This is a genomic window from Arthrobacter sp. TMN-50, from assembly GCF_054511125.1.
Genome location: NZ_JBTNDG010000003.1, coordinates 157337 through 169650, shown reverse-complemented (window position 1 = coordinate 169650; position 12314 = coordinate 157337). Strand labels below are relative to the sequence as shown.

Annotated in this window: 8 protein-coding genes; 3 read left to right on the top strand and 5 right to left on the bottom strand. The window is 64.3% G+C overall.

Annotated features, from left to right (window positions below; all coding sequences use genetic code 11):
- The first annotated feature begins 32 nt into the window (after positions 1-32).
- Positions 33-2387 carry a Tex family protein gene (locus ACX80A_RS07075; RefSeq protein WP_459258982.1) on the top strand — a complete coding sequence of 785 codons (2355 nt, stop codon included), beginning with the start codon at positions 33-35 and terminating at the stop codon, positions 2385-2387.
- 98 nt (positions 2388-2485) lie between these two features.
- Here the strand turns inward: ACX80A_RS07075 and ACX80A_RS07070 are convergent, their stop codons facing one another.
- Complete coding sequence (locus ACX80A_RS07070) at positions 2486-3202, bottom strand: transglycosylase family protein (RefSeq protein WP_459258981.1); 717 nt, start codon at positions 3200-3202, stop codon at positions 2486-2488.
- Between the two features lie 326 nt (positions 3203-3528).
- On the opposite strand from ACX80A_RS07070, the gene ACX80A_RS07065 reads away from it, so the two are divergent.
- Positions 3529-3960, top strand: a complete 432-nt coding sequence (locus ACX80A_RS07065) for an acyl-CoA thioesterase (protein ID WP_459258980.1) — start codon at positions 3529-3531, stop codon at positions 3958-3960.
- 86 nt (positions 3961-4046) lie between these two features.
- Here ACX80A_RS07065 and fdhA read toward each other — a convergent pair whose 3' ends face one another.
- A complete protein-coding gene (fdhA, locus tag ACX80A_RS07060) occupies positions 4047-5264 on the bottom strand; it encodes a formaldehyde dehydrogenase, glutathione-independent (RefSeq protein ID WP_459258979.1) in 1218 nt (405 codons plus the stop codon).
- A 178-nt stretch (positions 5265-5442) separates the two neighbouring features.
- The gene (locus tag ACX80A_RS07055) at positions 5443-5913 is read right to left on the bottom strand and encodes a DUF4383 domain-containing protein (protein WP_459258978.1); all 471 of its coding nucleotides are present in this window, start codon (positions 5911-5913) and stop codon (positions 5443-5445) included.
- Positions 5914-6162: 249 nt separating this feature from the next.
- Here ACX80A_RS07055 and ACX80A_RS07050 point away from each other — a divergent pair, with 249 nt between their 5' ends.
- The gene (locus ACX80A_RS07050; protein ID WP_459258977.1) at positions 6163-6402 is read left to right on the top strand and encodes a YegP family protein; all 240 of its coding nucleotides are present in this window, start codon (positions 6163-6165) and stop codon (positions 6400-6402) included.
- Here the strand turns inward: ACX80A_RS07050 and uvrA are convergent.
- Together uvrA and ACX80A_RS07040 are read right to left on the bottom strand one after the other, a co-directional pair.
- Positions 6383-8938, bottom strand: a complete 2556-nt coding sequence (uvrA, locus tag ACX80A_RS07045) for an excinuclease ABC subunit UvrA (RefSeq protein WP_459258976.1) — start codon at positions 8936-8938, stop codon at positions 6383-6385. The genes ACX80A_RS07050 and uvrA overlap by 20 nt on opposite strands.
- Positions 8939-8948: 10 nt before the next feature.
- Entirely contained in the window at positions 8949-12230 is a 3282-nt protein-coding gene (locus tag ACX80A_RS07040; protein WP_459258975.1) for a DEAD/DEAH box helicase, read from the bottom strand.
- Between the last annotated feature and the right edge of the window lie 84 nt (positions 12231-12314).

Below are 12314 nucleotides of genomic sequence, written 5' to 3'. Positions count from 1 at the left end.
CAGCTGGAACCTTCCGCCCACAGTAGGCGACAATGGCTTACGTGTTACCTTTGACCTCCGACGCCACCATCTTTCATCTTCTCGCCTCCGAATTGGGAGTTCACGCCTGGCAGGTGAAAGCCGCGGTTGACCTGCTCGACGCCGGATCAACCGTGCCTTTCGTTGCCCGGTACCGTAAGGAGGCCACCGGGTCCCTCGACGACGCTCAGCTACGGACCCTTAATGAGCGGCTGGGCTACCTGCGCGAACTGCAGGATCGCCGTCGGGCAATCCTTGAGTCAATCGAGGCGCAGGGGAAGCTCACCGACCAGCTGCGTTCCGCCATTGCAGGCGCTGACACCAAGTCCCGGCTGGAGGACATCTATCTACCCTTCAAGACCAAACGGCGTACCAAGGCACAGATCGCCCGGGAGGCAGGTCTGGAACCGCTCGCCGATGCGTTGGTGACCGACCCCTCGCTGGACCCAACCGTGGAGGCGGCCCGATACGTCACCGGGGAGGTGTCGGACGCCGGGGAGGCGCTCGCCGGGGCTCGCTCCATCCTGGTAGAACGCGCGGGCCAGAACGCCGACCTGCTGACCTCGGCACGGGAGAGGCTCTGGAAACAGGGCCTCATGCGGTCAAAGGTGCGCGCCGGTAAAGAGACTGAAGGGCAGAAGTACGCGGACTACTTCCAGTTCGCGCAGGCGCCCTCCACCATGCCATCTCACCGTGTCCTCGCCCTGTTCCGCGGTGAGAAGGAGGGGGTGCTTGAGCTCGCCATCAGCGAAGCGGACCCGGCGGACACCGCAGAGTTTGACCGGGCGCGGACCACGTATGAAAATTCGGTGGCCGCGGTGCTCGGAATAGCTGGCGTCGGCCGGCCAGCCGACGCCTGGCTCACTCAGACGGTCCAGCAGGCGTGGCGCCGGGTTCTCGCCAAACTCTCGCTCGACCTACGGGTGCGCCTGTTCGCTGCCGCGGAAACCGAGGCGGTGCGCGTCTTCGCTGCCAACCTCCGGGACGTGCTGCTCGCCGCGCCCGCGGGAGGGCGAACCACCCTCGGACTTGACCCCGGGCTGCGCACCGGAGTGAAGGTGGCGGTGGTGGACAGTACAGGCAAGGCGGTAGCCACGGAAACCGTCTACCCGCACGCTCCGCTGAAAAAATGGGACGCCGCGCTCGCCGCCCTCGCAAAACTCGTTACCAGGTACGACGTCGAACTCATCGCCATCGGTAACGGCACTGCATCGCGGGAGACCGACAAGCTCTCCACTGAGCTGATCAAGGCGCTGCCGGAGCGGAAACTGCAAAAATTGGTGGTCTCAGAGGCCGGCGCGTCAGTGTATTCGGCGTCAGCCCTGGCATCCGCTGAACTGCCCGATCTTGATGTGTCCCTGCGCGGTGCTGTGTCGATCGCGCGGCGTCTGCAGGATCCGCTCGCCGAACTGGTCAAGATTGACCCCAAGTCGATCGGGGTCGGCCAGTACCAGCACGATGTGACGGCCGCCAACCTGGAACGGTCGCTGAACGCGGTGATCGAGGACTGCGTCAACGCCGTCGGCGTGGATGTGAATACCGCGTCGCCTTCGCTCCTGACCCGCGTGGCCGGTGTCGGCCCGCTGCTCAGCGAGAACATCGTGGCCCACCGCAACGCCAACGGCCGCTTTGCCCGCCGGGCGGACCTGCTGAAGGTGCCACGCCTCGGGGCGAAAGCCTTCGAGCAGTGCGCAGGGTTCCTGCGGGTATCGGGCGGCACTGAGCCGCTCGACGCCTCAAGCGTTCACCCGGAGGCCTACGGTGTGGCCCGTCGGATTCTCAGCGCGGGCGGCACCTCGCTCCGCGAGGTGGACCTGACGGCCTTCGTCGACGATACCTTCGGTCTACCGACCATCAAAGACATCGTCGCCGAGCTGGAGAAGCCAGGACGCGATCCCCGGCCCGAATTTGTGACGGCTTCCTTCTCGGATGGAGTGGAGAAGATTTCCGACCTGATACCGGGGATGATGCTCGACTGCGTGGTGACCAACGTCGCGGCCTTCGGCGCCTTTGTCGACGTTGGCGTCCACCAGGATGGGCTGGTGCACATTTCGGCCATGTCGAACCGCTTCATCAGCGACCCGCACGAGGTGGTGAAGTCGGGCCAGGTGGTCAGGGTCAAGGTGCTTGAAGCAGACCCCGAGCGCAAACGGATTTCGTTGACCCTACGGCTCGACGACGAATCCACCGGCTCCGGTGGGAAGCCAGAGAAAGGCAAGCCCGCCGTAGGTAAACATGCTGGACGGATGCCAGCGACTCCAGCCAAAGCGCCGCCTGCCAATACTTCTCCAGCCAAAGCGCCGCCTGCCAATACGACTTCAGCCAATACAGCGATGGCCGAGGCCCTCCGGAAGGCAGGCCTAGCGTAGCGCAGGGTGGGGTGGGCATGCCCAGACGACGACGGCGGCCGTCCGGGATAGTCCGGACGGCCGCCGTCGTCAGTGGCTTAGCTAACTACAGCGTGATGCTATGAAGCTGGGAGCTGGAGAACGTCACCGGTGAAGATGAGGTCAGCGTGGATAACGGTGTCAGCGTTAGCCTCGTACAGGGCCTGCCAGCCACCCACAACGCCCAGCTTCTCGGCGATCGTGCCGAGAGTGTCGCCGGACTGGATGGTGTAGGTGTCACCGCTGAGAGCGGGTGCAGCGACAGGGGCCTCGACAACGGGGGCCGCAACAACTGGAGCCGGGGCTACAGGAGCCTGCACGACGGGCGCCGGGGCTACCGGAGCCTGCTGGATCTGAGGCTGAATCTGCTGAGCCTGAGCCTGCACGGGTGCCTGGGCAACTGGAGCAGGTGCAACTGGAGCCTGCTGCATTGGTGCGGCCGAAGGGTTGGCTCCACCGCTCAGGCCGAGCTTGGCCGAGCATGCTGGCCAAGCGCCCCAGCCCTGACCCTGCAGAACATTCTCTGCTACAGCAATCTGCTGGGTGCGGCTGGCGTCCTGAGGAGCGCCCTGCCCGCCGAAAGCGGCCCAGGTGGAGGGGGTGAACTGCAGTCCACCGGAGAAACCGTTTCCGGTGTTGATGCCCCAGTTTCCGCCGCTTTCGCACTGTGCGAGGGAATCCCAGGTGCTGGCGGGTGCTGCGTTAGCTACACCAGCGGATGCTCCGAGGCCAAGGCCCGCGAGAGCGACGACGGCAACGCCGCGGCGCGCGGTAGTACTGAATTTTTGGTTCTTCATGGGTCAGATGCTCCGAAAGGCCACCAACGCTAGTTCCGTCCCCGGACATCTTTGCGCCGTTGCTCGCCTCGACTGTTTTAGAGGTCTGGTCTGTGGTGGCTACCGGACGAGCAACGTCGGGTGGATTGGCAGCACCGGGCATATTCCGTCACTGTCTTCAAGGAGGTGATCTCCGAGGAGGTGGTGGCGGGGGTGTTTCCCTGAACGGGTTACTGTCTACGGTAGAACAGATTCTAATCGTTGCCAAATCGAGACATGTCGCTGCTTGACGAAAGGGCGGAAAAGGGATGGGTTCGGATGCCCAAACGCTAACCTCTTGGGTGCCGATGCGGTGGTCCGATATGGACGCCTATGGGCATATCAATAATGTACAGGTTCTTCGGCTTCTGGAGGAAGCCAGGATCCACGCCTTTGGGCCGCCCGGCGGGACGGGAGCCGAGGGTGATCAGCCTCCGGTCGCAGTGTTTTCCTCGATAGACCCGGACACGCAGGCTCTGGTGGTTGAGCACCGGGTCAGGTTTGTCGACACCCTCGACTACCGCAATGTTCCAGTGCGCATTGACGTCTGGGTAAGCGCCATGTCACCAGCGAGTTTTACCCTTGCCTACCGGATCCATGACCCCCGCTCCGAGGCAGTGTGCGTGAAGGCAGAAACAATTCTCGCTTTCGTGGACACAAACACGGGGAGCCTGCTCCGTCTGAGTGGGGCACAGCAGGACGCCCTCTCACCCTTTCTGGGTGAGCCGCTGTTCACGTGATCCGGCTCCCGACAGCGTAGGGACCGCCATAGCGTAGGGACCGCGGGCGGCGGCGCCCGCGGTCCCTACGCGCTCAGGTGCTCCTGTTACGCAGCGACGTACCCGTGGGGGTCAAGCACGTACTTGGTGGCAGCGCCCGCGTCGAACTCCTCATAGCCGCGGGGAGCGTCAGTCAGGCCGATCGCTTTGGCGTTGACTGCCTTGGCGATCTGCACCTTGTCATGCAGGATCGCCATCATCAGACCGCGGTTGTACTTCATCACCGGACATTGGCCAGTGGTGAAGGACAGGGACTTGGCCCAGCCCGTGCCGAGGCTGAGGGACAGCGAACCTACCTTAGCGGCGTCGTCGACCGCTCCCGGATCACCCGTGACGTACAGTCCCGGAATGCCCAGGGCGCCGCCGGCGGCGGTGATGCTCATCAGGGAGTTCAGCACGGTGGCCGGTGCTTCGTGCGACGCATCGGCACCATGACCGCGCGCCTCAAATCCCACAGCGTCAACTCCGCAATCCACTTCCGGCACGCCCAGAATCTGGGCGATCTGGTCCTTCGGATCGCCCTTCGACACGTCGACCGTCTCGCAGCCGAAGCTGCGGGCCTGGGCCAGCCGCTCCTCGTTGAGGTCGGCGACGATAACGACGGCGGCACCGAGCAGTTGCGCTGAGACCGCTGCAGCAAGCCCCACCGGTCCCGCACCCGCCACGTATACGGTTGAGCCGACCCCCACACCGGCGGTCACCGCGCCGTGGAACCCGGTGGGGAAGATGTCCGAGAGCATGGTCAGATCCAGGATCTTCTCCAGCGCCTGATCCCGGTCCGGGAACTTCAGCAGGTTCCAGTCGGCGTAGGGGACCAGCACGTACTCGGCCTGGCCGCCCACCCAGCCGCCCATGTCCACATACCCATAGGCGCTGCCCGGGCGGTCGGGGTTAACATTCAGGCAGATGCCTGTCTTGCGTTCCTTGCAGTTCCGGCACCGCCCGCATGCAATGTTGAAGGGCACCGAACAAATGTCGCCCTTTTTGATGAATTCCACGTCGCGGCCAACCTCGACCACCTCGCCGGTGATTTCATGGCCAAGCACCAGATCGGAGGGGGCGGTAGTACGGCCCCGGACCATGTGCTGGTCGGAGCCGCAAATATTTGTTGTCACAGTTTTGAGGATGACCCCGTGGTGAACCTGCCGGCCGATATTGGCCGGGTTGACTCCGGGTCCATCCTTGAGCTCGAAGGTGGGGTAATCAATGTCGATGACCTCCACTTTCCCGGGGCCTTTGTAGGCAACGGCTTTGTTTCCAGGCATGAGCTTCCCTTCCGTTTCCGAACAGCCCTGTCGTCGGTGACGGGGCACATGGCGACCGTACCGTGATCCGGGTTGCACGAAGGTTGCATTCAGGTTGCATGCACTGTTAACCACTGTTGCCTTGCATCGAACGGGTCGATGCAAGGCAACAGCTATGATCTGGGCCGATGGCCGCTGACTAGGTGTTGGCTGATTGGCCACCTCCACGGGTCCGGGCGATATGCGCGACGGCAACGGCGCCCGCGATTACCGCGAGGGCCAGATGCATCCAGTTACCCGCCGCATTGAAGGACAGGAAGTTGGCCGCCGACTCAAGATCGATGACCATTCCGTAAACCCACATAACCAGGAATAAGGCACCGCTGCCCACCAGGAAATTGCGAGCGCTATTGCTGTCCCTGCTCATGATGACCCCGGCTGCTCCGACAATCAGATAGACGAGGTTGAGCAGGATGGACACCTGGAAGACGCCGAAAAGCAGAGCTTCCGAGCCGCTGGCCAAGGCCAGCGAACTGTATTGTGTCGTCAGTCCTGGAACGAAGGCCAGGACGCCCAAAAGCAGAAAGACTACGCCTAGTCCCATGGAGCCGGTGCGAACCAACTCATGAGTCACGTGAAAGTCACGTGCGTGATGCGATGCGGTAGTCATTTCCCCTCCCTTGGATCGAGAAAAGAACCTTGTGAAATTGCAACCTATTCGCCGAGCTTTTACAGGGCCGTTGGCATCGGCATGGCTACCATGCCAGCATTCACATTTTACCGCCAGTACGGGGAAAGGGAGAAGGTAAACGGCTGTTAAAACTTCAGCGGGATTATCCTTCCAAACCATATCCAGCAGACGTAAGGATCCTTAGTATGTAGGTACCCGTTCAGACATTCCTTACAAGGAGGTAAGAAAGTGTCAGGCTACTTCAAGATAGTGGATGCGCACGACGGTGGTTACCGGATCAAACTGATGGCCGGCGACGGAGCATTGGTCGCCGTTTCCACGTACTATCCGACCAAAATCGAGGCGGTCGCCGGCATTGAGCAGATGCGCGAGGTTGCCGGTACCGGACCGGTGACCGATCAGAGCCGCGGAAACCACGTCGGCGCAAGCGCGGCGGGGAAGAAGGTTCTCAGCAATGAGCGCCTGTAGATGACTTTTCCGTGGCGGTGCCGAGTCGACGGGCCAGATAGGGGGCGGTCCGGCTGACAGTATTGGTGGCGACCGACGACGGCGTCCCGGCCGCGACAATCCTGCCGCCGTCATCGCCGCCGGAGGGTCCCAGGTCAATGACCCAGTCTGCCGCTGCGATGACCGACATGTCATGCTCGACGACGACGACGGTGTTGCCGGCGTCGACCAGGTTGCCCAGCTGGGCGAGTAGCAGTTGCACGTCCGCCGGGTGGAGCCCGGTGGTGGGTTCGTCAAGGAGGTACAGGGTGTGCCCGCGGCGGGCGCGCTGGAGTTCGGTGGCGAGTTTGATGCGCTGCGCCTCACCGCCGGAGAGTTCAGTGGCGGGCTGGCCGAGCCGCAGGTAGCCCAGCCCCACCTGGCGGAGGGTGGTCAAGCTGCGCGCTGCCGTTGGAACATCGGCAAGGAACCCAGCGGCGGCGTCGACGGTCAGCTCGAGCACATCGGCGATGGTCTTGCCCTGATACGTGATGTCCAGCGTTTCGGGGTTGTAGCGTGACCCATCACAGGTGGGGCAAGGCCCGTAACTGCCCGGCAGGAACAGGAGTTCAACGGAGACGAATCCCTCGCCGAGGCACGTCTCGCAGCGGCCGCCGGTCACGTTGAAGGAGAACCGGCCAGCCCCGTATCCGCGCGCTTTGGCTTCGTCAGTGGCAGCGTAGACCTTCCGGACGGCGTCGAACAGGCCCGTATAGGTAGCCAGGTTGGATCGGGGGGTCCTCCCGATGGGGCGTTGATCCACCCGGACCAGCCGGTCAATCAGGTCGAGCCCCTCCACATGGCCCACGGTCATGTGGTCGCCGGGTGCACAGTCGCGGTCGCTGCCGTCGTCGTCTTGTTCCGGTGCACCGGCATGCAGGTAATCGCTGACGACGTCAGCCAGCACCTGGGAGACGAGGGTGGACTTGCCCGAGCCGGAGACTCCGGTGACGGCAGTCAGCACGTTCAGGGGGACGGCGGCGTCTAGCCCGCGGAGGTTGTGGCGGGTGATGTCATTCAGAGTCAGCCAGCGCTCCGGTTGACGCAGCGCCGCTTCGGCGGCGGGCGGTGCCTGCTCCGGGAAAAGGAACGGGCGGGTGACCGACGCGTCGACGTCGGCGAGGCCCGCCACCGCGCCGCTGTAGAGGACTGAGCCGCCAGCCTCGCCAGCCCGCGGGCCGACGTCGACCACCCAGTCGGCGTTGCGGACCACGTCCATGTCGTGTTCGACCACGAACACCGAGTTGCCGGACGTCTTGAGCTGTTGCAGGACCTCCAGGAGAGGTTCGGCGTCCGCCGGGTGCAGGCCAGCCGACGGCTCGTCGAGGACGTAGATCACCCCGAACAAGCCGGAGCGGAGCTGGGTGGCGATCCGGAGCCGCTGCATCTCACCCGGCGACAGGGTGGGGGTGGGACGGCGGAGGCTCAAATAGCCCAGTCCCAGCTCCAGGAGGACGCCGACCCGCTGGTGCAGGTCCTTGGTGAGGGTGACCGCCACCTCGGTGGTCTCACCGGAGCTCAGCGCGCGGGAGCTGGATCCCGCGTGTTGCAGGGTGGCAGTGGGCTCGACGATCGCTGCGAGTTCGGCGAGGGGAACTGCGGTGAGCTCGGCAATCGAATAGCCGGCGAAGGTCACAGCCAGCGCGGCCGGCTGCAGGCCGCTGCCGTCGCAGAGCGGGCAGGGGCCGCTGTGCATGAACTGCAGGACCCGTTCCCGCATGGACTGACTGGCGGAGTCGGCGAGGGTGTGCAGGACGTAGCTCTTCGCGCTCCAGAACCGGCCCTTGTACGGTTTGGCCACCCGGTCTCGTTGAGGGGTCACCTCGACCACGGGTTGCTCCTCGGTGAAGAGGATCCAGTCGCGGGATTCCCTCGGGAGCTGGTTCCACGGGATGTCGATGTCGTGTCCAAGTTCGCCCAGGATGTCTCGGAGATTCTTGCCCTGCCACGCTCCGGGCCAGGCGGCGATGGCCCCGTCGCGGATGGTCAGCGACGTGTCCGGGACCAGCGATTCCTCGCTGACCGTGTGGGCGACGCCCAGGCCGTGGCACTGCGGGCAGGCACCGGCGGCGGTGTTGGGGGAGAAGGCGTCGGAGTCGAGCGACCCGGCGCCCTCGGGGTAGGTCCCAGCGCGGGAGAAGAGCATCCGCAGTGAGTTGGACAAGGTGGTGACGGTGCCAACCGTAGAGCGGGAGCTGGGGGTGCCGCGGCGCTGCTGCAGGGCGACGGCAGGCGGCAGGCCGGTGATCTCATCGACCCGCGGGTTGGAACCCTGCTGGATCAGCCGCCGGGCGTAGGGGGCCACCGATTCGAAGTAGCGGCGCTGCGCTTCGGCGTAGATGGTGCCGAACGCCAGCGAAGATTTCCCGGACCCGGAAACCCCGGTGAAGGCCACGATCGCATCCCGGGGGACATCGACGCTCACGTTGCGGAGGTTGTTCTCGCGGGCACCCCGGACCTTGACGAATCCGGTGCTGGAGGAGCTTGTGGGCAGGTCGGCTGATAATTGTTGACTCACCCCTTCGACTCTAGCCCTCCAACAGGCCCCGGATGTCGTCGGCGGTCAGCGCGGAGCTGAAGACGGCGTCGTCGTCCATCACTGAACTGAACAGCTTCGCCTTCTGCTCCTTGAGCTTCATGACCTTCTCCTCGATGGTGCCCGTGGCCACCATCCGGTACACCATGACGTTGCGGGTCTGGCCGATTCGGTGGGTGCGGTCGACGGCCTGCGCCTCGGTGGCGGGGTTCCACCACGGGTCCAGGAGAAACACATAGTCCGCTTCGGTGAGATTCAGGCCGAACCCGCCCGCCTTGAGACTGATCAGGAAGACCGGCGCGCGGCCGTCCTTGAAACTGTTGATCACGTCGCCGCGGCGCAGGGTGGAACCGTCGAGGTAGCTGTAGGCGATGCCCTGGGCGTCCAACCGCTCAGCTGCCTTTTTCAAGAAGGAGGTGAACTGGCTGAACACCAGGGCCCGGTGTCCCTCGGCCACCACATCCTCGAGCTGCTCAAACAGGACGTCGAGCTTGGCGGAGGGGACGCCGTCGTACGCCCTATCCACCAGCGATGCGTCGAGGCTCAGCATGCGCAGCAGGGTGAGGGACCTGAACACGATCATCCGGTTGCGGTCCAGGTCCTCGATCAGACCGAGCAGCTTCTGCCGTTCGCGCTGCAGGTGGGTCTGGTAGATCTTCCGGTGCCGCGCATGCAGCTCCACCTCCAGCACCTGCTCCTGCTTCGGTGGGAGATCGGAGGCGACCGCTTCCTTGGTGCGCCGCATCAGCAGCGGCCGGATCCGGCGGCGCAGACGCGCCAGCCGCTCGGTGTTGCCTACCTTCTCGATCGGGTTGCGGTAATCCTCGGTGAACCGGCGGGCCGAGGGGAACAGGCCCGGTGCGGTGATGGAGAACAGTGACCACAGTTCCATCAGGTTGTTTTCCATCGGGGTGCCGGTGATGGCGAGCTTGAACGGCGCCGAAAACTCCTTGGCGCACAGGTGGACCTTCGCGGTTCGGTTTTTCACAAACTGTGCCTCGTCAAGGATCAGTCCGGCCCACTCTTGCGCCTGGTAGCCCGCGAAATCCAGCCGGAACAGGGTGTAGGAGGTGACGACGACGTCGGCTCCCGCCGTAAGTGCCGCCAGATCCGTGCCGCTTTTCGCCTGGGTGTCGGTGATGCCGGTGACGGAGAGGCCGGGGGCGAAGCGCTGGGCTTCGGACACCCAGTTCGGCACCACTGAGGTGGGGGCGACGACGAGGAAGGGCCTGGTTTCGCCGGTTTCCTTCGCATGGGTGAGGAGGGCCAGGGTCTGCAAAGTTTTGCCGAGGCCCATGTCGTCGCCGAGGACACCGCCGAGTCCGTGCTGGTAGAGGAACGCGAGCCAGTTGAAACCGTCCTGCTGGTACGGGCGGAGGGTGGCAAACAGGGTGGGCGGCAGGGGAGTGGGGGTAATTTCCTGGAGATCGTTCAGGCCTGCGACCGCTGACCGCCAGCCCTGGGCCTCCTCGGTTTCCTCGGCCAGGTCCTCGAAGTCGGCCCACAGCCCCGCCTGGTAGCGGCTGATCTTCAGGCCCGGCTCCCATTCGTTGAGGGAGCGGGCTTCCTCGATCAGTTCACGCAGCTGTTCGAAGATGGGCTGGTCCATGGACAGGTAGCTGTTATCCACCAGCTTGATCTTTTTCTTCCCCTGGGCGAGGGCGCGGAAGATGCGATCGAAGGGAATCTTGCGGCCCTGGACGGTGACGAGCACGCCGAGGTCGAACCAGTCGCGGTTGTCGGTCTCCACGGTGGTGATGGTCAGCTGGGCGGGCTCGGTGAGCTCCTCGTAGGTGGGCTGGTCGCCGATCACGTCAACCCTGACGCCGTCCAGTTCCAGCAGTTTCGGCAGGGTGTCCTCGGTGAACTCGACGGCATCCATGTCGTCGAGGGTGAGCGATCCGAGCGGGGTGGACCCGAGTTGGGAGCGTGCGGCGTGAAGCAACTCGTCCTCGGCAGCGGCATCGCGGTAGTCCTGGGTGCCGGGTTCGGCGACCAGCGGTTTACGGGTTGGCTTGTCACCGAACCGGTATTCCCAGTCCCAGGCAAGCTCTAACCGGTCGTCTGTGGTGTAGTAGGCGGTGAGGATGAGCAGTGGAGCCGCAATGTCGGGGAAGGTCACCGACTCGTCGCTGCTGATCACCTCGATCGCCTGGCGAAGCCGCGGGTAGAAGCTGTCAAGGAAGTGGGATGTTTCCTCGGCGGGGATGACCACCGGGGCGGTTTGCAGCAGCAGCCCGACGTCGTGATCGGTGAGCCGTTTCGACGACGACGCCAGCGTGATGACGGTGCTCTGGGTGGGAGTTCCTGGATCGACCGTGTAGATGCCGTGGGTGCTGATTGGTCGGGCCGTGTCGGGTGGGTGCTGGTGACCGTCGATTTCCAGCACCGGGCGCAGGCGCAACTGGTTGTCTGCCGTGGCGGTGGCATCCAGTTTGAGGGTGGCTGTCCCACCCAGGACTACTGCGACGCCCTTGGTGGAGCCGACAAGTTCGATGCCGAGGCGCCGTGCTTCGCCCAGCAACTGCCATAGGAGTGGATTACTGAAGTCCTCAAGGTACAGCCAGGAATCGTTGTTGCCGAAGTAGTTGACCCCTGTTCCGCGATGGAGTGAGGGGAACTGGGAGAACCAGCGGTGCTGGTCGGGGTCGAGGAGGATGCCGTAGGTCTGGTAGCTGATGCTGCCCCAGGACAGGTTGTTCTTGACCCAGTTGCCTTTGCTGTTGCGGACCACCGGGCGCACCCCGAGCCGTGGTTTGGCTGCCTTCCGCGATGACCTTGGTGACCCCCAGCCGTGCTGCGGGCTCGTGGCGGCGCGCAGCTCAAACTGAAGCGCAAGCGGGGTGGGCCGCGTCGGGGTGGCGGCGCCGTCGTCGGACGCGGGTTCGATCAGCCCGGTCAGGGAACTCTGCCAGCCCACCCTCGCCGACGTCCGCACGGGAGTGGTGAGTTCCTGGCGGGAGAGGAGATGCTCGGTGTTGCTTTGAAGCGCGGTAGCAGCTACGTGTTTGCAGTCGAGACTGATGGGGCAGCTGCAGAAGCTGTCTTTGAGATGGTAGCGGCCGTCGCCCTTTTCTGCCAGGAACAGGCGGGTACGGTAGGCGGCGGGTGAGTTTCCCTGGACCCGGGCGTCAAGGGTGCTGCCCGACGGATCCCAGGCGAGCTGGGATACCGCGCCCTGTTTCGCGTAGGTCTGCCCGCGCTGGAACGAGGCGCCGCCCACCATGCGGATGATGTCGGTGACATCGATCATGGGGGAGCTGGTTGGGGGCATGTATTAATGCTCTCACGCGCCACTGACCGAATCGCGTGAGGTCCCGTGGGCAGTCCAGAAAACGTAGCGGAAAAGCAGTGACGT

Excerpts from the sequence above, each read along its gene's own strand:
- ACX80A_RS07075 (WP_459258982.1), top strand. The coding sequence starts at position 33 with ATGGCTTACGTGTTACCTTTGACCTCCGACGCCACCATCTTTCATCTT.
- ACX80A_RS07070 (WP_459258981.1), bottom strand. The coding sequence starts at position 3,202 with ATGAAGAACCAAAAATTCAGTACTACCGCGCGCCGCGGCGTTGCCGTC.
- ACX80A_RS07065 (WP_459258980.1), top strand. The coding sequence starts at position 3,529 with ATGCGGTGGTCCGATATGGACGCCTATGGGCATATCAATAATGTACAG.
- fdhA (WP_459258979.1), bottom strand. The coding sequence starts at position 5,264 with ATGCCTGGAAACAAAGCCGTTGCCTACAAAGGCCCCGGGAAAGTGGAG.
- ACX80A_RS07055 (WP_459258978.1), bottom strand. The coding sequence starts at position 5,913 with ATGACTACCGCATCGCATCACGCACGTGACTTTCACGTGACTCATGAG.
- ACX80A_RS07040 (WP_459258975.1), bottom strand. The coding sequence starts at position 12,230 with ATGCCCCCAACCAGCTCCCCCATGATCGATGTCACCGACATCATCCGC.